Genomic DNA, 22,292 nt, shown 5'->3' on the forward strand with positions numbered 1-22,292 from the left:
AATTGTGAAGAATAAATTATTCTTTTTCGTGGTGCGCCGGATAATTGGTTATTAAATATGCTAGAAAAAATTGCTCTGCCAAAGGCCGTAAAATATTTGTCCTGCTCTGCTATCGCGTTTGCCCTCGTTGCCTGCGGTAAACCTGAGAAATTCGCGCAGTCAGACGCTGGTGAATCACTGGATTTACGCCAAAAGGTGGCGCAAAAGCTGATGCTGGATATCCGCTACTACTGTCCGGACATGCAGCGCCCGGCCCCGGATGACAAGAGCAGCCAGCACTGTAATCAGCCGGTCACCGAACTTCCCGAGGCGCTGGCGGAAATGATCAGCCGCAACGATATCGGCGGCATCATCCTGTTTGCGGACAACCTGGAAGACAGCGCACAGATCGTGCGCCTTAACCGGAGCCTGCAGGCCGCCGCACAGCAATCGGCCAGTGGTCTGCCGTTGTTGATTGGCGTGGATCAGGAGGGTGGGCGGGTAAACCGCTTGCCGCGAAGTGAAGCCGCGGCATTTGCGGGCAATATGGCTATCGGTGCCACCTATGCGCGCCACGGCGAGTATTTCGCAACTCAGACTGCTGCGGCGATGGGGGAGCAGCTCAAGTCACTGGGTTTCAATGTCAATTTTGCGCCCACTCTGGATGTGAACAGCAATCCGGATAACCCTGTCATCAATGTGCGCTCTTATGGCGAGTCACCGCAGTTGGTGGCCGATCTCGGAGGTGCAAGCGTTGCTGCATTCCAGCAGCAGGGTATTGCCGCGACGGTAAAACACTTTCCGGGGCATGGTGATACCAGTGTCGACAGTCATACCGGGTTGCCGCGTGTAGAGCGCCCACTGGAGCAAGCGGAGTCGGTGGATTTACTGCCGTTTGCCCGAGTGATCGCGCGCGCACAACCGGCTCTGACCATGACAGCGCATATTCAGTATCCCTCCCTGGACAACTCGGTATTGCGGTCAAAAACCGGCGAGGAAATGCTGGTTCCCGCTACGCTGTCGCGCAAGATACTGACCGGCATTTTGCGCGACGAACTGCATTATCAGGGCGTGGTAGTTACTGACGCTCTGGATATGGCGGGTATCAGTGAGTATTTCACCCCGGATCAGGCTGTGGTGCACACCTTTGCGGCCGGCGCTGATATTGCGCTGATGCCGATCAAAATCCGCTACCCGGATGACCTGCAGCAACTGAACGCATTGATTGATGCCGTTACCGAGTCGATTGCCACAGGTGCGGTGCCGGCTGTGGAGATCGATGAATCTGTTGCGCGCATCGAGCAACTTAAGCAGAAGTATGTGGACCAGGGCTGGCTGCAACAGGCGGAAGCCGAGGCACTTCTCGGCGCACAGCAGGTATTAGCTTCGCCACAGCACCGTGTATTGGCAAGTGAGCTGGCTACATCTGCTCTGACCGGCGTGTTCACCCCGGCGGATGCCACATTGCCGGTGATCACCAAAGACATGACGCACGTGCAGGTCATGGCGCCCAACCCGGCGGTCGGCGAGGCATTTCGTATTGCGCTCTCAGCGGTGACCTCTGCGAAAATTGAAGTTCTCGACATACCCACTGCCGTAGATCGCATCCGAAATTCAGCGGCAGACGCGCTGGTGGTGGCGAGCATCGTACCGGCGGAAAGTGCGGTAGAGCTTGGTGGTATGGAGGATCTTGGCAAGCTGGAGTATCGGCGCCTGGATCAGGAAACACTCTACGAAATTTACCGCGAGGGCCTGATTGCCGCACGTGCCAAGGGCGCAAAAACGGCATTCATAAGTATGCGCTCGCCATACGAGAGTGGGCGCTTCAAAGACCTGGCGGACGTGCACCTGGCCAGTTTTGATTACAAGGCCTATATCGGGCCGCAGCAGAAACTTGAAGGTCCGATCTATCGCGCGCTTGCCGAAGCACTGGTCAGCGAAAAAATGCCGGATGGGAAATTGCCGGTAACCGTGGTGGCGCCGGCGGGGAATACTGCGTCAGTACCGAAAAATGGTCGTGTTGCGGGTTGAGGTATTCGCGGAAAAAATAATGTGACGCTGGAAAATCGTAAGCTAGCTATCTACTGCCGGGTTGCGACTTTCCATGCATATTCGCAACCCGGCCTGTTCAAGTTGGCCCGGCGGATCAAGGGCTTTTTATTGCAATCGCCTCACCACCGAACTCACCGTATCCACTCAATTTGTCCGGGAAGTATTTTTCCAGCAGCGCCAGCATGATGGCCCGGGATTGATTGTCCACTTCGCCGTCCACTTGCCAGGGGCGGAAATGGTACTGGAAGGCGCGCGCGTACAGGGTGATTTCGTCATCCGTCGCGGTTTCCGGGTCGATACCGTAGCCGTAATCCTGTAACCACATCGCAAACCTGCGACGCACGGTGTCGCGGTCACTGGTGGTATTGCCATTGAGATAGTCCAGGTGGCGTTTTACGATGGCATCGTCATACCAGGCGCCAATGCCGGCATCCGCGAGCTGTTGCCATGGAAACTTGGGGCCGGGATCAATCTTGTACTGCGGAATGATATCGCCGTGTCCTATCACGCGCGTCGGGGTGATGTCCGGATAGCGCGCCAGAATATCCTTGGATAGTGCTATCACCAGATCAATTTGCGCGGCATCAAACTCGGGGAAAAAGCATACGGCATCGGCCTCTGCCTCCGGCGTCGACTCGGGCGGTGGATGGCACTCGCTCTTGTTGACGATTTCAATGCCAATCGAATGGTCATTCAGCTGGCTGCGGTCTTCCCAGCTGCTGCGGCCAGCGTGCCAAGCGCGGCGGTACTCATCCACCAGCTGGTACACCCGTAAATCTTTGTGGGGGTAGGTAGGGTCACTGCTTTCTGGGATCAGGTAATGAGAGCTGACCGGTCGGGAACTCGGCTGTGTCAGTACCCGTAGTGAGGTTTCAAAATCGATGGTGGTAAAGTGCATCACCAGGAATCGCACACGCTCGCTGGCATTCTCGGATTTCACTACCTCAATCCGGTACTCATCGCTCTGATGATTGAGCCCACCACTGTTTGCGCAGCCCGCAGTAAGGATTGGCAAGCTGCAAGTTGCGGCGAGTAGAGGCAAGCGAAACAGTCTGTTTATAGTTTTCCCGTGCATAGCGCTTCCTTTTCGGCGGGTCCCCACGAATTGCTCCATACGTATGAGCGTCAAACATTCCTCCAGTCGCCAGAATCATTAAATAGCGATTCCGTATGGCGCCAAAAATATCTTCCGGCCGCGACATGGCTGTATTCTACAAATAAATAATTCCATTTGTGTAGATGCTGGGGAATTTTTTAGTGTTTTTATGTCTGTCCGAGATTCTTTTAAACGGCGTGTAAACCTCATGTCAGATGGTGTGCTGGACTATATTGCTGGTCAGTATGTCTTGAACAATTGCAGTGGCACGGAATATTGGCGCGCTGATCGGGGAGGTTGTGCGCCTGTGCCAGGGCAATGTCAGTCGATTTCGCCCCACGAGCAGCAGCTTATGGGGGGCAATAACACTAATTTAGCCGGGGTACATCATGCGCATTATTATTTCCGTCGCTCTCACCATAGGCACATGTTTGGCGGCCATGTTCGTCAATACCCCTGCCAGTGCCGAAGGCCCATCTCAGTCTCGATCCGTGGTTGTGGAGTTGGCGGAAAATTCATCGCGTATTGCTGATGAGGCCAGCGAGCAAACCGGTCAGGTAGTCAGTGCTGCCCGCAAGAGTATTAATTCCGAGCCCAAGGGTGGCCCCTACATTCATGTCGCTCCCAAAGATGCCGGTGTCACTATTGGAGCTGGTGTCATTGCACCATACCCAAGTGAGGCCTACACCGGGCCGCTGACAATCAAGTCACCGGTCACCATAGAAAATGTTCTTATCGATGGTTGCCTGCGTATTGAAAGTGACGATGTGACCCTGCGCAATGTCGTCATTACCTGTAATTCCTACTATCCGGTCAAAGCTACTCATCACGCCAACGCACTTATCGAGTACAGCTTGGTGATATGCACAAAACCCACCAAGGTGTTTCGATTGATCAGCTACCAGAATTTTGCCGTGCAACACAGCGAAACGCGGGGTTGTGAGGACCTGTTCTTTCTAAGCGGCAATAACGATGGCCTGGACGTCAGCTACAACTATATGCACTCGCTGACCCTCATACCCACGTCCCATGCGGACGGATTCCAGTTCGGACTGGTGCCGACGTCGGGCTCCGGGATCATCCGCGGCAATTATTTCTGGGCGAATGCCAAAGGGAAGAAGACCGATACCATATATGCAGAAGGCAAATCCCAGGTACAGCTGCTGATCGAGGATAACTTTTTCCGCATATGGGGATTGCGCACGATTCGCTGTGGAGGGGAAGGGAGCAGTTGCATCATACGCAATAACATTTATGAGCAGGCCTTCGAAGACATGAACGTTCTGCCCTACGGCAAGTTGCTCTTCAGCTATCTCTACGGCAAGGGCGCGCATGAGGCATCTTGCAATCGTCTGGAAGATGGCAGCCTGATAAAGGAATTTGAGGGGCGCATCGATCGCTTCCACGGAGTGAGCCACAGTGTGGATAATTGTCCGCAGTGGCCGTACTGACTTATCAGCCTGCTGATCGGGTCCGAGTAAGGGCCCGCTCTTATCCTGACGAAACCCTCCCCAATCTTTGCGCTCGGCGCATGGAATAAACTACCAATCCTCCCTTTCTATATGGCGTCATAAGCTACGGTTTTGTGTCGTAGGTACCCGTCATGTCCGCGAATAATTATTCATGGGTGTACATTTCAAATAGAGATTGTCGGATCTTTGGTCGTAGGAATCGGTCAAATTGGCGCCCGATAATCTGTCATATGGCATTAACCTGTCATTTGTTGCAATTTTCCTGAATTTTTTATCATTTTTATGTCGCGCGTATGGAATTTTTTTTGCAGAATCAGTGAGGAATATCTTATTCCTTGTCGTTGTCGGGTTAGATATATTTTGCCCGCCCAAATAGATATGCCGAACACCAAACGAAAATAATGAACATCGTGCATGAGCGTTGATTGGAAAACGGCAGCTTTATAAAGCTGAAGCTTCATGTCCGGAGAGAACCAAAAAAAACTGCCTTGGAGGCCGTAAATGTTTGAGAAGACGAAACTGAGTGAGTTGGTGGGGGGCGGAGTCAAGAAGTCTTTGGCAAAGTCTTCCATCGTTTTAGCCGGAACCATGTTCGCCATGTCGGTGGCGGCACAGCAGTCTGGAAGCATCGAAGGTACCGTTTACCTCGATGAAAAAGTTCAGGCGGCGGGCGTAAAGGTTACAGCGGCAAGTCCGGTAATGCCGAAGAGCCGGACCGTCGAAACCGATGCAAGCGGTGAATTCAAATTGCCGGCGTTGATTCCCGGCACCTACACCCTGACATTTACCACTGACGACGGTATTACCCGCACCGTAAAAACCACTGTGCTGCTCGATCAGCGCTCCAGTGTTTCGGTGATGATGGCTCCGGAAGTTGCCGATGGGGTCGAGGAAATTACCGTTATCGGCGAAGTCATCACCTCGGGAGGCAATGCATCCCTGTCTGATGCGATCGGCGCCGATGTGCTCAAGAGGTTGCCGATTGGTCAGGACTACCGTGATCTGTTGAAGCTGGCCCCGGGCGTCCAGTACACCCAGGATTCAATTCGTGGGCCCAGTGCCGGCGGCAGTGGTCAGGACAATGTCTACAAGATCGACGGTGCCAACGTGACCTTGCCGATGTTCGGCACCCTGTCTGCGGAGCCATCTACCCAGGATGTCGAGCAATTTTCTGTAGAGCGCGGCGGTGCACGCGCGATCGGGTTCAACCGCTCCGGCGGTATCACCGTCAATACCAAGAGCAAATCCGGTACCAACGAATTCAACGGTGGCGTGGAATACAAGTTCCAGACCGCCGATATGCGTGAAAGAACCGACGCGGGAACCAAGTCGGACCTGGACCAAAGCTGGATGACCGCCAATGTCGGTGGCCCGATCATTGAAGACCAATTGTTCTTCTACGGCTCCTATTTCGGTCCACGTTCCAGTCAAGACAGCAAGGAAACCGCTTACGGCCCGACCAAGGATTACTCCAGCGTTCGTGACGAGTACTTCGGCAAGCTCACCTATGCGCCGCTCGAGAATGTATTGCTGAACGCCGCCTATCGCACCTCGGATCGCAAAAATAAAGGTGCCTCCGTCGAATATACCGAGGCGGACTCTGCCTCTGTGGGTGAGGAATCCAGCCAGGATATCCTGAACCTAGACGGTTCCTGGGTCATAAATGATGCCACCACCGTCAGCTTCCAGTTCAGCGACTACGCCCTGGAGACCGCGGGTGTCCCGGATACCATGGTAGGGGTTCAGCCGGGTTATGGTCAGTCCCTGGATCTGGCCAATCTGGACCAGATGGGCTACTTCAATGTTCCCAACCTGAATCAGGAAGATGCCGCCTGGTGGAGCGACTTCGCCCAGCCGCTTATCGATCAGTACGGCTACACGAATAGTGCCGGCGAGCGTGTTGGTGGTGGTGGCGTCGGTGGTTACTACCAGTCCAATCTTCAGAACTACTATCGTAAATCCTTCGAACTGGCCCTGGATCACACGCTGGACATCGGCGCTACCGAGCACCAAATCCACGTGGGTTACCAGTGGTCGGAAGGTCGTGAGGAGTTGGCACGCCTGTCTAACGGTTGGGGTTCTATCAGCGTACTCGACGGTGCGGCCGACGCTGATGCACCGGATAACGCCCGCTTTAAGGGGCGTACCGAGCAGATGAGCCTGGTGACCGCCGACGGCAGCAAGGTACCGCCGATCAACTCCTATATGGAGTCACATAATTTTGAGATCAATGATTCCATCAGCTGGGGCGACTTCATCTTCGATGTGGGCTTCCTGATTAGCGAGGACATTCTCTACGGCCAGGGGCTGCGCGAAGCGGATACTCTGTCCGGTTACGTTGAAGACCCGGGCAACAAATACGAGATGTACAAGGTCGACTGGAAAGATATGATCCAGCCGCGCCTCGGCGTCACCTGGGCCTACAACGCTACCGATACCGTGTTTGCCAGCTTTGCCCAGTACAACCCGGATGCCACCTCGCTGGCACGCGCGGCGTCCTGGGATCGCAATAGCCAGGCGACTCTGGACGTCTACTGGGATGAAAATGGAAACTACATCAGCTCTGAGCCGCGCGCGGGCTCCTCTGGCAAGCTGTTTGCGGATGACCTGGATCCACGCCGCGTCGACGAGCTGACCCTGGGTACCACCAAGGAGTTCGACAACGGCATTAGCCTGCGTTCGCATATTCGCTACCGCGAGGGCTCCCACTTCTGGGAAGACGTCTGGAACCAGGCGCGACTGTACGGTAATGAAGACGGTTGTTATGGTCCGGCGCTTGATCAATGTGTACCGGCGGAAATCAGAGCGAAAGGGCTCTACATCGACGATCTTGATGCAAAACTGGATCAGATCGGCAGTGGTTCGACCTTTGTTATCGCCGAAGTCGATGGTGGTTACACCAAGTACCTGGAGTTCAGCCTCGAAGCTTCCTGGACCGGTGAGCGCACCTACCTGAACGCTTCCTATACCCGCAGCCGCTATACCGGTAACGTCGATCAGGACAACACCACGTCCCAGAATGACGTAAACACGTTTATCGGTTCCTCGAACCTGATGGATGCCCGCGGCCGCATGGTGTGGGATAAGAAGGACGGTACCCTGCACGGTGACAAGCCGCATCTGCTGAAGCTGTTCGGCCAGTACACGCTGGACTGGAACGCCAATGTTGGCGCCTACATGGTGTACCAGTCCGGAACTCCCTGGGAGGCGTGGGACGGTTCTATCTATGGTTATTCTGCCAACACCATCCGCTATATGGAGGCGGCGGGCAGTCGTCGCAGCCCCTCACACTGGCAGATGGACCTGAACTACACGCAGAACTTCAACGTATTCAGCGATTACGCGCTGACGTTCCGCGCGGATGTGTTCAACGTGTTCGACAACCAGACTGGTTATAATTACGATCCTGACTTTGATGAGACTACCTTCGGTACTCCGCGTAGTTACTATGCTCCGCGTCGTCTGCAGTTGTCCGTGGGTATGGACTTCTAATTTCAATGTCATCTCCTAATAGTCTGTGATGAATATCAGACTTGCCCCGGCTTTGCCGGGGCTTTTTTATTTTTATGGTTCAGTATCGGCATTTTTTATCGAACAAATAACATTTCTTTAATAGAGAATATTTTTTGAATAATTTATTCTTTCGCTGTGAATTACTGGGTTAAAATATCTGCTCATTAAGAAAGTCTTGCGCTCTAAAGGCTTGAAGGGTCTTCCCCAATGAAAGTTAAAAACATGTTTGTCCGGCTAGTGGGGCCAGCTGTTGCAGTCTTCGCGCTGTCCGCCTGTGACCAAACTCCGCAGAGCGCCTCTGGTTCAGGCAGTGCAGCCCGTAGCTCTGTGGCGGCGTTGGAATATGTCAGCGATGTGCCGGGAGTTACGGAGTCCATGTTGCAGCCAAAGTTTTGGCAGCAACGCTTGAATAAAGACCTTGTACGTTTGTCCGAGCAGCAGATCCGTGATCTAAATGCCGCAAGTTTTTCCAACGACCCGAACATTTTTCAGTTGGACGACTTTCCCAATCTCATGGCACAGGCGGACGTAATCGCCCTGATCGATCGTGTCAGTCAGCCCGCATCGACGCCACGCGTTTTCCCTGACGGAGGTTCCGTTGAGCTCGCCGATTATGCAGAGCTTGAGTTGGCGGCGAATCGCGAGGTGGTGCCCGAAGAGGTTTCGGTGCAGTGGGGACTGGTTGTCGAGCGCGTCAGCATGCGCAGTTACCCGACCCATCGCCGCATTCTGAAAAATATCGATGACCAGGATCTGGATCGCTTTCAGGAAACCGGAGCGTTTCCGGGGCAGCGTCTGGCGATTCTGCATGAAAGCGCCGACGGGGAGTGGTGGTTCGCGGTGAATTATCACTACGCCGCCTGGATTCCCAAGCGCGCGGTAGCACTGGGGAACCGGGATGAAATCAACAGCTGGTTCCATAAGCAGCCGCGGCTTACGGTAACCGGTGCCCAGGTGCGCACAAATTTCAATCCTGAAGAAGCGCGGACTTCTGAAGTTGTTCTGGATATGGGTATTTCGCTGCCGCTGTTGAGTGCTGCCGACGTTGGCCACAATGTGCACGGGCAAAATCCTTATGCCAGCCACATTGTCTCGCTGCCGATACGTGGTGACAGTGGAAATCTTGAATTCGAGCCGACCCTGATCGGGCGGGCACAGGATGTCACCCCGGGGAAGCTTGAGTACCGCCCGTCGCTGGTATTGCAGCAGGCGTTCAAATTCCTGGGCGAACGATACGGCTGGGGGCACGACTACAACGGCCGCGATTGCACCGGGTTTGTCGGTGAGGTGTACAAGTCGTTCGGCATTCTGATGCCGCGCAACTCCGGTCAGCAGGGTAACAGCGATTTTGCGCCGACCAAACGCTTTGCAACCGAGGATCATGCCGCAAGAGCGGAGGCGCTCGAGCACTTGAATGTTGGGGACCTTATCTACATTCCCGGGCATGTGATGATGTATATCGGCGAGGTGGATGGTGAGCCGTATGTCATTCACGACGTTACCGGACTGAGTTATTACCGGAGTGATGAATCCTATTACCAGGGCACCTTGTCCGGAGTGTCGGTAACACCGTTAAAGCCACTGCAGCTCAGTAAGGAAAAGAGCTTCATTGATGGCATTTATGCAATAAAGACAATTATTTGATCGGTATCACCATGAAAATTGTTGACGTAAAACTGGGCATGCTACAAGTGCCCCTGGTTACCCCGTTTAAAACCGCTCTGCGCACCGTTGAGTGTGTCGAAGATGTCATCGTGATGCTGGAAACGGACACCGGTCATATTGGCTACGGCAATGCGCCCGCGACTGCGGTGATTACCGGTGACACACACGGCTCCGTCATCGAGGCGGTGCGCAGCATATTTACTCCGCTAGTGCTCGGGCGTGACGTAGCGGATCTGAACCGTCTCACGCGGCAGATCCAGGGGGCGATGATCAACAACACCAGTGCCAAGGCGGCGGTGGAAATTGCGCTCTACGACTTGTTCGCACAGAGTTACAACACCCCCCTGTACCGGATACTGGGTGGCGGTGAGAGCAGCCTGACCACCGATATCACCATCAGTGTCGATTACATCGATAAAATGGTGGCGGATGCGGAGCGGGCGGTGGAACGCGGCTTTGAAATCCTGAAACTCAAGGTGGGCAAGGATATCGGTCTCGATATCGAACGTATCAAGGCGGTTTACGCCGCAGTAAAAGGTCGTGCGATTCTGCGTCTAGATGCCAATCAGGGCTGGAGCCCCAAGCAGGCGGTGATGGCAATTCGCGGCCTGGAGGAGGCCGGGGTATTGCTGGAGCTGGTAGAGCAACCGGTCAAGGCCAATAACCTGGAGGGGATGCGCTATATCTCCGAGCGGGTAAAAACCCCGATCATGGCGGATGAAAGTATTTTCGGTCCCCACGACGTGATGGATGTGATCCAACGCCAGGCGGCGGAAATCATCAATATCAAGTTGATGAAAACCGGTGGCATTTCCAATGCCCTGAAAATTGCCGATCTCGCCGGCCTCTACGACGTGGAGTGCATGGTGGGTTGCATGCTGGAAACCAGTATTGGTGTCTCTGCCGCGGCACATGTGGCGGCGGCCAAGGCCCCGGTGGTCACCAAGCTGGATCTCGACGTGCCGTCCCTGTGCAAGTTTGATCCGGTGGTTGGTGGCGCGACTTACCGGGATGCGGATATCATTCTCAACGAAACCCCCGGCCTTGGCATTGAAAAAATTGAGGGCCTGCAATTGCTGGTGTAACACCGGCATTGCAGAGCAGGACGGCACAGCATGACCTGTCTTTTGAAAATGCGCGCGATGCGCGACCAGTTGTCGGTAAACGAGCGCAAGCTCGCGGATTTTATTTTGGAAAATACGCAGCTGCTGCGCGACTATTCGTCCTCGCAACTGGCGGATGCCGTCGGGGTTAGCCAGTCCAGTGTGGTGAAGTTTTCCCAGAAGCTTGGCTATCGCGGGTATCCGAGCCTGAAACTCGCGGTGTATGAATCCTATGCCGGTGCCGGTATTGGCGGTGGCGATGAGCCGGCGCGAGCGTTTGCGGCGGCCGCGAGTCCGCTCAGCCAGTTGGGTCAGAAAAAGCTCGAGGTGCTGGAGAATACTGTCAGTATCAACGAGGTTGATCAGCTAACTGCCGCAGTGGAGGCCATTCGTGCCGCACGCTGTATCCAGATTTCGGCCTGTCCAGGGTCGGTATCTGTTGCGCGTTACCTGACGCATCAGTTGCTGGAACTCGGTTGCTGGGCGGTTTTCGATGAAGGCGGCAACCTCCAGCATCGTATAAGCAATTCCCTCCGGGACGATGACCTGCTGTGCATCCTGTGTGACTTTGGCGGCGAGGAGTCGCTTGTGGACGTGGCTAACCGGGCCCGTGAGCATGGGGTCAAAGTGCTGAGCCTTACTCGCTACAACTACAACGCTGCCAGCATTCACTCGGATATTCGCCTGTATGTCGTGCCATCGGATGACGATGAGGATCTGCAAAGATTGCTGTTTCGCTCTGCGCAGCTGCATGTTATTGAGGGGCTAATCAGCGGTTTGTTGAGCAAAAAAAGTTAACGACAGGCTGGTCGTTAACCAGATTTCTTGATGAAGAAGTTGCAAATATAAAGCCGCTGGCCCGGGTCAGCGGCTTTTTTGCTTGTGCGGTATCAACGCTGTGCGCTTTGCTGCGGTTCCACCAGTTTCCAGGCCAAGTTGTAGTCCCACTGATCGAAATACAGGTTGCCGCCACGCCACTCGACTTCGCCTCGCTGGTTGTCCACTGTTTCTGAGCGGAAATGGTGTTTTGCGGGCAGCAGGGGGCGGCTGTAGTCGCTGTTGAAAATCAGGCGATAGCTATCGATGCCGCCCAGGTAGAACCAGCGCTCTGCCTCGCTATCGCTTTCAAGTAAACCGTGGGTGACATCCATCGGCATCCAGCCGTAGGGGGCGAGATAGAGCTCTCCCCAGTCGTGCATGGTGTCAAATCCCTGAGGTGCAAACTCCCATCCCGACTGCCAGCGCGCGGGGATGCCATTCATGCGCAGCAGTGTGATCAACAGCAGCGTCTGTTGTCCGCAGTCCGCATGGCCCGCCTCGGCGGCATACTGGCTGATGTTGCGAATGGTGGAATATTCCCGTGCGCCCGCCCAGGGAATCTGGTCCACGTGCGCAAACAGCTTCTGCGCGATACGGTAGGGGTTGGTTTCGTCGCCGACGATTTGCTGGGAGAGGGCCTGTAATTTTGGTGTGAACTGGACGTGCGGCGCGCGTTCGCCGAGGAATTCCTCAAAACTTGCACTGTTCGCTGGCTGTACCCTGTCTGCGTCAATTGCCGTGTAGCGAGACAGGCTGTCGAACGCGTAGCGAATGCGGAATTCTGTAGGGTGTCCCTTTGCGGCGGTTTTTTCCAGATATATGGTACGTTGTGACTGGGTTGCCGGCGCCAGCTGATGTGTCTCGGGTACACTGCTGATCAGGGAGACATTTTCCTGAAGACCCGGTAATTGTTGTGGGAATGGCAGCCAGGCACGTACGGTTTCTCCGGCTGGAACTGCATCGGCGTTTACGGTCAGCGAATACTCCACTTCAATGCGCTGCCGTTGGGACGACTTTGCTGCGATGATTTCACGGTGATGTGAATGCAGCTGGTACAGTGGTGCTTTTTCGGTAAAGCGTTTGTAGTCAGCAGTGCGTGCCGCAGCTGCGTCGGAAATGTGTACCAGGTTGTAGGCGGCCTTGCGGAAATAACGGCGCTCGCCATCAATGATCATGTATTCCAGCAGGCCGGCGCTGTCCCATGCCCGAATATCGGTTCCCGTGGCATCGGGAATATAGCGGCGTATGGATTCCAGCAGGTCTTCCGGCTTGATGGTAAATTCCATCTCTATGCGTCGCATACGCTCGGCCTCGAAGGCGAGCGCTTCACTCAGGGATGCATCTGCATTGGCCGAGGCTGCGGTGAGATCGTCCATGGTTGTGTTGCCTTCCATTGATCCGGTTTTCGCGGTCAGTGCCTGGATCTCGCTCTTGGCAAGCTGGTAGTGCCCGTGGTCAATTTTTTGCCGGATTTGATGTAAGTCTGCACTGAATGCCTGCGATGCCAGTGCGCAGGCGGTCGAAGCAAGCAGCGCTTTGAGGTTGAAGTAGGATTTTTTCACGGCAACTCCGCAGTGGCGTGTGTGATTCCGGTGAAACTTCGGAATAATTTATTATTTACTTAAAAAACCACGATTGATAAATTATTCTGATGTTTCCGTTGCGTCAAGCCCGTACTGGATGCTTGCCTTGTTCTTTCAATAACACCGGAGGTCACAACCTCATGCGTCCCATATTGACCATATTGTGTTCCGCAGCCGCGGTGTTGCTATCAGCCTGCGATCGGCCAGCTCCTGATAGCGCTCTGGATGGCGAGAGTGCGGCAAACTTTGTCGAGCGGGTTCTGCAGGAGGAGCGTGTGCCCGGAGCCGCGGTGGGTATCTGGCACCATGGTGAGCCGGTATTGTTGCGGGGGTTTGGTGTAACCAATGTGGACAATCCGCATCCAGTAGACGGAGAGACGCTGTTCAAGCTGGCATCTACCAGCAAAGCCTTCACTACCGCTGCGCTCGGCTTACTGGTGGAAGAGGGCAAGCTGGACTGGGACGGGCGCGTGGTGGACTACCTTCCGGATTTCCGGCTTGCCGATCCGTGGGTGACCCGTGAATTTCGCGTGGTCGATCTCCTTACCCATCGCTCCGGTCTCGGTCCGGGTGCGGGCGATCTGATGTTGTGGCCACAGCCCAACCAGTATTCCCGTAAAGATGTGCTGGCCGGCCTCGCGCATCTGCCGATCACCGGTAGCTTTCGTGCGGATTACGCCTACGACAATCTCCTCTATATTGTCGCCGGCGAGTTGGTGGCGGAGATCTCTGGCCTGAGTTACGAGGAATTCGTGCAGCAGCGCCTGTTGGCGAGAATGGGACTGGATCACTGCTACGCTGGCCCGGTACCTGCGGAGGCCCGCGACAATCTCGCGGATCCGCATCGCCTTGAAGATGAAGGGGATGGGCAGGCAAAACTGGTAGTGGATACCCCTAATCTCGCGGGCTTCGAGCCCATTGTGTTGGCCGCGGCCGGCGGCATGCACTGCAGTGCCGGCGATATGCTTACCTGGCTGCGCACCCTGCTGGACGGTGGGCAAATTCCCGGAGGGGAGCGCCTGCTCAGTACCGAGACCCGCGACCGCCTGTGGCGCCCGGAAACCCTGATGCCTTTTTCCCCCGAGCGTGCCGAGCGAGATGGTGGACATTTCTATGCCTATGCCCTCGGTTGGCGGGTGCAGGATATGCATGGCAAAAAGGTCATACACCACACCGGTTCCCTGTCTGGTATGTACGCGTGGGCGGCAGTGGTACCGGAAGAGGATCTGGCACTGGTGGTGCTGATGAACCGGAGTGCCGGCGCAGCACGTCAGGCACTGATTTATGGGTTGTTGAAACCCTATCTGGGTGCGCCCGAGCGTGACTGGCTGGCCTATTTTCAGGACCTTTACGGCGCGCCGGCAGTGGCCGTGGAGCCGGAAGCGCTGGCAGCGCCGGCTGGATTTACTGCCGTTACCGAAAGTGAACTTACTGGTCGCTATCGCGACCCCTGGTTCGGCGATATGGAGATTGCCCGGGAGGATGCGCAGTTGCGCTGGCGCGCGCTGAAATCTCCACGTCTCAGCGGAACGCTTACCCCTTCGGGCGACGGTGTCTGGGCGTTGTACTGGGATGATCGCAGCCTCGATGCTGATGCCTGGATGACGGCGGATCGCAGTGAAACCGGCAACCTTCTGCTGACCATGCAGCCCAAGTCGCGGGGGATCGATTTCAGCTACGACTTCCACGATCTGCGGTTTGAAAAAATATTGCCACAAAATCAGGTGGACGATTCCCAGGCCGCTACCGCTGTCTCCGCGGTAGGGCACTGAATCGGAACCGCACCATAAAATCACCATCGAATAATAAAGAGAGCATCCCATGCAAAGGCGCAGACTGATCAAGTCTCTAATGGCTGCACCGCTAATGGCCGCGGCAGGAACCAGTGCACTTGGTGCGAGTGCGGAGGCTGCAGAGGAAGCGGGTTTCAGTGCAGATAATTCCGGCAAGGACCTGTTGCGGCCCAGGCGCCTGCAAAAAGGTATGACTGTTGGTCTGGTGACCCCCGCAAGCAATGCGTGGGAGGACGAGGACATCCGCTTTGCCAGCGATGTAGTGCGCTCCCTTGGCTTTAAGGTGAAAGAGGGGGAAAACCTCTACCGCAGAAGCCAGTATCTGGCTGGTCCGGATGCCGCGCGTGCCCAGGATTTCAACGCGATGTTTGCCGACGCTGAAGTGGACGCCGTGTTCTGTCTGCGCGGTGGCTACGGTACGCCGCGCATCCTGCCAATGCTGGATTACGCCGGAATACGTCGCAATCCGAAGGTGTTGCTTGGATACAGTGATATCACCGCACTGTTGAATGCGATCTACCACCGCAGCGGCGTGGTCACATTCCACGGCCCGATCGCCGCGCAAAATTTCACGGATTACACCTACAGCGAGTACCAGAAGGTACTCGCACACGGGGAGCGACCAGTGCCGCTGGGTGCGCCACCGCCCTTCGAGGATGCCGCCCCGGGGCGGGTCGAAAAAGAAAACCGTATTACGCGCTTTGCTGGTGGTCGCGCGCGCGGACGCCTTATCGGCGGCAACCTTACGTTGATGGCCAGTCTTCTCGGTACCCCATACTGCCCGGATTACCGCGGCAAAATTCTGTTTCTGGAGGATGTGGGGGAGGCGCCCTATCGGGTGGATCGGATGCTCACCCAGATGTGGCTGGCCGGCAAACTGCAGCAGGTGGCAGGAATTGCGTTCGGCAAGTTCACCGAGGCGGATTCCGATGGCAATACGTTCAGCATGGAGCACGTGCTGCGCGAACGCTGTGCCGATCTGGGCGTGCCGGTCGTGCGGGGGCTGATGTTTGGTCACGTAAAAGACCAGACAGTAGTGCCGGTGGGTGCGATGGCAGAGCTCGATGGCGATGCCGGCACTCTGGTGTTACGGGACCAGGTGGTGGTATAAGCTCACTCAGGTAGATTTTCGAAGATGGGCGCCCGCAGTGCAGACTCCGGGCGCCATTGCATCCTCAGGCCTGCTATCTCTGGTATCAGGTCACCCAGAAAGATATAACCAAAAAAAGAATGACCGTCTCATGACCGAACTTTCCTGGCTCACACTTCTTCCCCCCTTTGTCGCTATCGGACTCGCGCTTCTCACCAGGCAGGTTTACCTGGCACTGTTTGCCGGAATCTGGCTGGGCTTTTTTCTGCTCAATGGCTCCGGCTTTTTTCCATCACTGGCAGAAGCGCTGGATGGGGTACTGGCTATTCTGGCGAATGCCGGTGATGCCAAGGTGGTGATGTTCACTCTGGTGATCGGGGCATTTATCGTCACCCTGGAGCGGAGTGGCGCAGTGAGCGGCTTTGTGCACTTTCTCGAGCGAATCCGCTGGGTGACCAACGGTGTTCGCGCGCAATGGATGGCGTGGCTGGTGGGGATCGTGATTTTTATCGAATCCAACATCACTGTGCTGGTGGCCGGTACGGTGTCGCGCCCGCTGTTTGATCGCTATCGTATCGCGCGGGAAAAGCTCGCCTATATCATCGATTCCACTTCTGCACCGGTTTGCATGTTGATTCCCCTCAATGCCTGGGGTGCGTTTAACCTCGGCCTGCTGGACGGCCTGGGTGTGGACGATCCGCTCAAGGTCCTGCTGGCCAGTATTCCCCTCAACCTCTATGCAATCACTGCGGTGGCGCTCACTGCCTACACCATTGCCCGCAACTACAACCCTGGGCCTATGGCGGCAGCAGAAGCGCGCACCAGTAGCGGTGACGTCGACGGGCTCAGTACTACTGACAGCAGCAAAGAAAACGTTTTTGGAGAAAAAAGCCATATCAAGCCCCGCGCCCTGAATATGTTCCTTCCGGTGCTGGTACTGATTCTGGCGATGCCGCTGTTCCTGTGGATTACCGGTGACGGAAAGATATTCGAGGGCTCGGGTTCGACTTCGGTACTGTGGGCATCCCTCACCGCACTGGCTACGGTGTCCGTACTGGTATTGATACAGCGCGGTATGACCCTCGATGAGCTTAGCCACACCTGGATGGAAGGCGCGGGGCGTATGTTGCCGCTGGCGATCATTCTGGTGCTGGCACTGGCCCTGGGCGCCGTGTCCAAGGCGTTGGGTACCGGCCAGTACGTGGCGGGACTGGTGGGGGATTCCATCCCGGTTGGACTGCTGCCGGTGGTGATTTTCCTAGTGTCCGGTGTGATCGCGTTTTCTGTCGGTTCCAGCTGGGGCACTTTTTCGATCATGCTTCCCATCGCCATTCCGGTGGCGGGAGCGCTGGGTGCTGATCCCGTGCTGTTCGTGGCTGCGGTGCTTTCCGGGGGGATTTTCGGGGACCACAGTTCACCGATTTCCGATACCACCATTGTGTCGTCACTGGCAGCGGGCACGGAGCATATCGAGCATGTGCGCACCCAGTTGCCGTATGCCCTGCAGGCAGGTGCAATCAGTGCGCTGGGCTTTGTGGCCCTCGGTTACCTGATGTTGTGATAGAGAGGTAAAAATGAATAAGAATAATTGCCGAGTATTATTGGTCACTTCCGACCCCGATTTTGGTCAGCGCTGGGTGGCGGAACTTCAGCCCCTGGCAGACAACGATGCCGAAGCCCCCGTGGCACTGGATTTCAAGCACACACACGCCGATGGGTTGATTGGCTACCTGGCGTGCGGTGAAACCCAGGTAGTGGTGCTGGACGATGCCGGTACGCAAGCGGAAGACGTGGCTGCGGTTCGCGGATTGTTGCGCGGACAGCGGGCGGAAATCGATTGTGTATTGCTGACCGGTGCGGACACCCCCGAAGTGGATGAATTTGAGTGTGTCATTTCCCGGGCGGAATCCAATTACGGTGTCGTCTACCGTACCTTGCGGCGAATTTTGCTGGAGCGCATAAGTACTCCGTTTGCCGATGCGCTGCGGGAGTATGTCTATGCGGCGAAGGATTCCTGGCATACACCGGGTCATTCCAGCGGCGACAGCCTCAGCGGCAGCCCGTGGATTGCAGATTTCTACCGCTTTATGGGCGAGCATATTTTCAACACAGATCTGTCTGTCAGTGTAAAGATGCTGGACTCGCTGATGGACCCTATCAGCGTCATCCGCCAGGCCCAGCAGAGTGCGGCGCGGACCTTTGGTGCTGAGCACAGTTACTTTGTCACCAACGGTACGTCCACGTCGAACAAAATTGTTCTGCAGCACCTGCTGCGCGCGGGCGACCGGGTGATCGTCGACCGCAATTGCCACAAGTCCGTGCATCACGCGATGATCATGAGCGGCGCTTTACCGGTATATCTCGAATCCTCGGTTAACCAGCGCTACGGTATCTACGGCCCGGTTCCGCAATCCGAGATTTTCTCCGCGATCGATGCCAATCCTGGTGCGCGCCTGCTGGTGCTTACCTCGTGTACCTATGATGGACTGCGATATGACCTCAAGCCGATCATCCAGCGCGCCCATGCCGCAGGGCTGTTCGTGCTGATCGATGAGGCCTGGTATGCCCACGGTCGTTTCCATCCGCAGCTGAGACCCACGGCGCTCGAGTGCGGGGCGGATTTCGTCACACAGTCCACCCACAAAATGCTGTCCGCGTTCTCACAGGCCAGCATGATTCATGTGGGCGACTTTTCCTGGCGTAAACAAACCATGGATGATGCCGGGGGGGCGGAATTTGATGCGGCCGGATTCCGTGAAGACATCAACATGCACACGTCTACCAGCCCGCAGTACGGCATGATTGCCAGCCTGGATGTCGCCCGCAAACAGATGAGTATCGAGGGCTATTCGGTGCTGAGCCGGACTCTCGCCTTTGCCGATGAAATCCGGCGCCATGTGGACGATGCCACGGTGTTTCGCAGCCTGGGGGCGGATGACCTCTGTGGTGAGGTGCTCGCTGCGGACGGTATCCGGCTCGATCCTAGCAAGGTCACCATCGATGTGGGGTGTGCGGGGGTGTCTGCGCCGGCGGCACAGGCGCGACTGTTTACCGAGTTTGGTATCCAGGTGGAGAAAAACACCCACAATACACTGTCATTCCTCGTCACCATCGGCACCACCGAGAGCAAAGTTCTGCGGTTAAAGCAGGCATTGCGGCGGTTGTCGGAGGATGCCCAGAGCAATACCGTTGCCGAACCCGAATTGGCCAAGAACTCCGGCCAGAGCCTGCCCGCACTCAGCAGTATTGATGCACTGCCGCGCAGTGCCTACTTCGCGCGCGGCGAAAAGCTTGCGTGGGCGGGGGAAGGGCGCGAGGCGCTGATCGGCCGTATTGCCTGTGATGAAGTGGTGCCGTATCCGCCGGGAATCCCTCTGCTGGTACCCGGGCAGCGCATCACTGCAGAAATCCTTGATGCCATCATTGCCTTTACCAGTGAACGTAAGGACCTGGAAATGCATGGCGTTCGCAGTGTCGGGCAGGAGCCGGCGCTACGTGTATTGACCCCTGCCGAAGCTGCTGTTGCAGAGAGTGAGTTACGCTCGCTATTGGCGTGACATAAATGGGCGTGTGACCGGTAGAGCGGGAGTGCGTTGCAACCACATTTTGAGACCGACACCGGAGCAGCCGATTTTCGCGCTCAGGCTCCGGTGCGTCGGTCGCCTTTCAGAATTATTGTCGAGCTTTTTTATGTTGAGACTCACTGCCGCCTTTGCGTTTCTGTTGTTGCAGCTTTCCGCGCGGGCGTTGGCAGCGCCGGAGATCCACACCGGTGCTGAACAGCCGGAGGCATATTTACCACTGCTGAAATCGCATCAGGTGGGCCTGGTCGTCAATCAGACATCGCGGGTAGGTGAGAAGCATCTGATCGATTACTTGCGTGAGCGGCAGGTTGAGATCAAGCGTATTTTTGCGCTCGAGCACGGGGTGCGCGGGAATGTGGAGAATGGGGGAGCGGTAGCGGATGGCATCGATGGCCCCAGCGGACTTCCCATTGTCTCCCTGTATGGCGGCCATTATGCGCCCGCAGAGGAAAGTCTCGCGGACCTGGACTGGCTGTTGTTCGACATCCAGGATGTGGGAGTTCGCTTCTATACCTATATCAGTTCACTGCATTACCTGATGCAGGCCTGTGCGGATCACGATATTCCCCTGTTGGTACTGGATAGGCCGAACCCCAACGGTGATTATGTCGATGGGCCGGTGCTGGAACCGCAATTCCGCAGCTTTGTCGGCATGCACCCGATTCCGCTGGTGCACGGTATGACCGTGGGCGAGCTGGCACAGATGATCAACGGCGAAGGCTGGCTGGAAAACGGGGCCAAGTGTCAGCTGACGGTGATTCCTGTTTCCGGGTATCACAAGCAGATGGCTTACAGCCTGCCGGTCAGGCCCTCTCCCAACCTGCCCAATGATTTATCCATTCGCCTATATCCATCGCTGGGACTGTTTGAAGGTACCACGGTGAGTGTGGGGCGCGGCACGCCGTTTCCGTTTCAGGCACTCGGGCATCCGGCGGATCGGCAGGGCCAGTTCAGCTTTACCCCGGTACCGGTACCGGGCGCCAGTGAAAATCCCAAACACAATGGCGAACGGCTCAGCGGTGATGACCTGCGAGAGACCGACGCTCGCACTCGGTTCAGCCTGACACCGTTACTGGACTGGTTGCAACGCACCGGTGAAACGCCGGAGCAGTTTTTTTCACGCGCGGCGTTTTTCGACAAGCTTGCCGGTACCGATACTTTGCGCAAGGCGGTAATGGCCGGCAAGAACGAGCAGGAAATCCGGGCCATGTGGCAGCCCGCCCTTGCTGCGTTTCGCGAGCGACGGCAGCACTATCTACTCTATCCTGAGGAGTAAGGATTGATCCGGCAACATATCGACAACATTCTCGCGCAGGTTCCCAGCGGTCGCCTGATGTCCGTGGACCTGCTTCGGGGGCTGGCCATTGCCGCCATGGTACTGGTGAATAACCCCGGTAACTGGTCGTATGTTTACGGTCCTATGGCCCACGCGGAGTGGGATGGCTGGACACCAACAGATGTGATCTTCCCGCTGTTTTTGTTTGTGGTCGGCGTTTCGATGGTGCTGTCTTCCGGGCGGTCGGGTGAATTTCCCGCGGTGGGTCGCACGCAATGGGGCCGTGCTGCAAAGCTGTTTGCTCTCGGTTTGTTCCTCGCCGTGTTTTTCTACAACTTCCGGGATACCTCTTACAGCTGGTTTGCGGATCGTATAGAAGGTATTCGCTGGCTGGGCGTCCTGCAGCGCATCGCGCTGGTGTACATCATGGCCTGTTATCTGGTGCGCTGGCTGTCAGTCAAAGGCCTGGTGGTGGCAGCAGTGCTGTGCAGCCTGGGCTCCTGGTTACTGATGCTGCTGGTACCGTACCAGAATGCAGCTGGAGAGACGTTTCAAGGGCAGCTGCTATTTGGCAACCACTTCGCCGCGTGGCTGGACCAGTGGCTGCTGGGAAGTGAGCACCTCTACTATCGGAGCGCAGAACCTTTCGCGTTTGACCCGGAAGGTGTACTGACCACGCTGCATGCTGTTTCCACCTGTCTGATCGGCGTACTCGCGGGGCTCGCGTGGAAATATAGCGGAGTGGATGCGGCCAGCCAGCGTCGCCTGTGCCGCAACTGGCTGCTGGCGGGAGCGCTGATGTTGCTGGCTGGACAGCTGCTGCACCCGCTGGTGCCGATCAACAAAGCACTCTGGTCCCCGAGTTTTGTGCTGGTGACCGCGGGTGTTTCGTCAATGTTATTGGCCGGTCTCTATTATCTGGTGGATATTCGCGAGCGTCGCCGTGCGTTGGCACCGCTGCTGGTTTTTGGTGTCAACGCCATTGCCCTGTTTATGCTGGCCGGAGTAGTGGGCCGGCTACTGATTATGATTCCTGTGGGTGAGTCCAGCTTGAAAGGCTGGTTGTATCAGAATGCCTATCAGCCGGTATTCGGTAATTACGCTGGCTCTCTTGTCTTCGCCATATCCAGCTTGATGGTGTTTTACTGGGTAATGTGGCAAATGTACCGTCGCCGCATTTTCTGGAAAGTGTGAGTTACCCAGGTTTTCCCACCGGCAAAGGCGATTCTAATGGCTTTGTGACCAGATATTTTTGAACACAAAGCCA

The 22,292-nt window shown here is 56.1% G+C and carries 14 protein-coding genes; 12 read left to right on the forward strand and 2 right to left on the reverse strand.

Annotated features, from left to right (window positions below; genetic code table 11):
* Positions 1-195: 195 nt before the first annotated feature.
* A complete protein-coding gene (locus R5R33_RS16095; protein ID WP_318953720.1) occupies positions 196-2,010 on the forward strand; it encodes a glycoside hydrolase family 3 N-terminal domain-containing protein in 1,815 nt (604 codons plus the stop codon).
* Positions 2,011-2,125: 115 nt separating this feature from the next.
* Here the strand turns inward: R5R33_RS16095 and R5R33_RS16100 are convergent, their stop codons facing one another.
* Positions 2,126-2,971: an N-acetylmuramoyl-L-alanine amidase gene (locus tag R5R33_RS16100; protein ID WP_318953721.1), complete on the reverse strand. Its 846-nt coding sequence runs from the start codon at positions 2,969-2,971 to the stop codon at positions 2,126-2,128.
* A 545-nt stretch (positions 2,972-3,516) separates the two neighbouring features.
* Here R5R33_RS16100 and R5R33_RS16105 point away from each other — a divergent pair.
* The 5 genes from R5R33_RS16105 (at position 3,517) to R5R33_RS16125 (ending at position 11,678) form a co-directional block, all read left to right on the forward strand.
* A complete protein-coding gene (locus R5R33_RS16105; protein ID WP_318953722.1) occupies positions 3,517-4,578 on the forward strand; it encodes a hypothetical protein in 1,062 nt (353 codons plus the stop codon).
* Positions 4,579-5,100: 522 nt separating this feature from the next.
* Entirely contained in the window at positions 5,101-8,091 is a 2,991-nt protein-coding gene (locus R5R33_RS16110; protein WP_318953723.1) for a carboxypeptidase regulatory-like domain-containing protein, read from the forward strand.
* Between the two features lie 426 nt (positions 8,092-8,517).
* Positions 8,518-9,756 carry an NlpC/P60 family protein gene (locus R5R33_RS16115; RefSeq protein ID WP_318953724.1) on the forward strand — a complete coding sequence of 413 codons (1,239 nt, stop codon included), beginning with the start codon at positions 8,518-8,520 and terminating at the stop codon, positions 9,754-9,756.
* Between the two features lie 11 nt (positions 9,757-9,767).
* Positions 9,768-10,862, forward strand: coding sequence for a dipeptide epimerase (locus R5R33_RS16120; protein WP_318953725.1), 1,095 nt, complete (start codon positions 9,768-9,770; stop codon positions 10,860-10,862).
* A 30-nt stretch (positions 10,863-10,892) separates the two neighbouring features.
* Positions 10,893-11,678: a MurR/RpiR family transcriptional regulator gene (locus R5R33_RS16125; RefSeq protein WP_318953726.1), complete on the forward strand. Its 786-nt coding sequence runs from the start codon at positions 10,893-10,895 to the stop codon at positions 11,676-11,678.
* Positions 11,679-11,770: 92 nt separating this feature from the next.
* On the opposite strand, the gene R5R33_RS16130 is transcribed toward R5R33_RS16125, so the two are convergent.
* Positions 11,771-13,261, reverse strand: a complete 1,491-nt coding sequence (locus R5R33_RS16130) for a transglutaminase-like domain-containing protein (RefSeq protein WP_318953727.1) — start codon at positions 13,259-13,261, stop codon at positions 11,771-11,773.
* A gap of 161 nt (positions 13,262-13,422) precedes the next feature.
* On the opposite strand from R5R33_RS16130, the gene R5R33_RS16135 reads away from it, so the two are divergent.
* The 6 genes from R5R33_RS16135 to R5R33_RS16160 all read left to right on the forward strand — a co-directional run bounded on the left by R5R33_RS16135 (position 13,423) and on the right by R5R33_RS16160 (position 22,219).
* Positions 13,423-15,054 (forward strand): serine hydrolase, encoded by a 1,632-nt coding sequence (locus R5R33_RS16135; RefSeq protein WP_318953728.1) that lies wholly within the window; start codon positions 13,423-13,425, stop codon positions 15,052-15,054.
* Between the two features lie 49 nt (positions 15,055-15,103).
* Complete coding sequence (locus tag R5R33_RS16140; RefSeq protein WP_318953729.1) at positions 15,104-16,186, forward strand: S66 peptidase family protein; 1,083 nt, start codon at positions 15,104-15,106, stop codon at positions 16,184-16,186.
* 130 nt (positions 16,187-16,316) lie between these two features.
* Positions 16,317-17,726 (forward strand): Na+/H+ antiporter NhaC family protein, encoded by a 1,410-nt coding sequence (locus R5R33_RS16145; RefSeq protein ID WP_318953730.1) that lies wholly within the window; start codon positions 16,317-16,319, stop codon positions 17,724-17,726.
* Positions 17,727-17,739: 13 nt separating this feature from the next.
* Positions 17,740-19,722 (forward strand): aminotransferase class I/II-fold pyridoxal phosphate-dependent enzyme, encoded by a 1,983-nt coding sequence (locus R5R33_RS16150; protein ID WP_318953731.1) that lies wholly within the window; start codon positions 17,740-17,742, stop codon positions 19,720-19,722.
* Positions 19,723-19,855: 133 nt separating this feature from the next.
* A complete protein-coding gene (locus R5R33_RS16155) occupies positions 19,856-21,025 on the forward strand; it encodes an exo-beta-N-acetylmuramidase NamZ family protein (RefSeq protein WP_318953732.1) in 1,170 nt (389 codons plus the stop codon).
* A 3-nt stretch (positions 21,026-21,028) separates the two neighbouring features.
* Positions 21,029-22,219, forward strand: a complete 1,191-nt coding sequence (locus tag R5R33_RS16160) for an acyltransferase family protein (RefSeq protein ID WP_318953733.1) — start codon at positions 21,029-21,031, stop codon at positions 22,217-22,219.
* The last annotated feature ends 73 nt before the right edge of the window (positions 22,220-22,292 follow it).

The sequence above is a fragment of the Microbulbifer pacificus genome (assembly GCF_033723955.1).
Taxonomy (GTDB): domain Bacteria; phylum Pseudomonadota; class Gammaproteobacteria; order Pseudomonadales; family Cellvibrionaceae; genus Microbulbifer; species Microbulbifer pacificus.

Coding starts and splice junctions, on each gene's coding strand:
- R5R33_RS16155 (WP_318953732.1), top strand. CDS start 19,856: ATGTTGAGACTCACTGCCGCCTTTGCGTTTCTGTTGTTGCAGCTTTCC.
- R5R33_RS16135 (WP_318953728.1), top strand. CDS start 13,423: ATGCGTCCCATATTGACCATATTGTGTTCCGCAGCCGCGGTGTTGCTA.
- R5R33_RS16110 (WP_318953723.1), top strand. CDS start 5,101: ATGTTTGAGAAGACGAAACTGAGTGAGTTGGTGGGGGGCGGAGTCAAG.
- R5R33_RS16105 (WP_318953722.1), top strand. CDS start 3,517: ATGCGCATTATTATTTCCGTCGCTCTCACCATAGGCACATGTTTGGCG.
- R5R33_RS16120 (WP_318953725.1), top strand. CDS start 9,768: ATGAAAATTGTTGACGTAAAACTGGGCATGCTACAAGTGCCCCTGGTT.
- R5R33_RS16140 (WP_318953729.1), top strand. CDS start 15,104: ATGCAAAGGCGCAGACTGATCAAGTCTCTAATGGCTGCACCGCTAATG.
- R5R33_RS16145 (WP_318953730.1), top strand. CDS start 16,317: ATGACCGAACTTTCCTGGCTCACACTTCTTCCCCCCTTTGTCGCTATC.
- R5R33_RS16150 (WP_318953731.1), top strand. CDS start 17,740: ATGAATAAGAATAATTGCCGAGTATTATTGGTCACTTCCGACCCCGAT.
- R5R33_RS16125 (WP_318953726.1), top strand. CDS start 10,893: ATGACCTGTCTTTTGAAAATGCGCGCGATGCGCGACCAGTTGTCGGTA.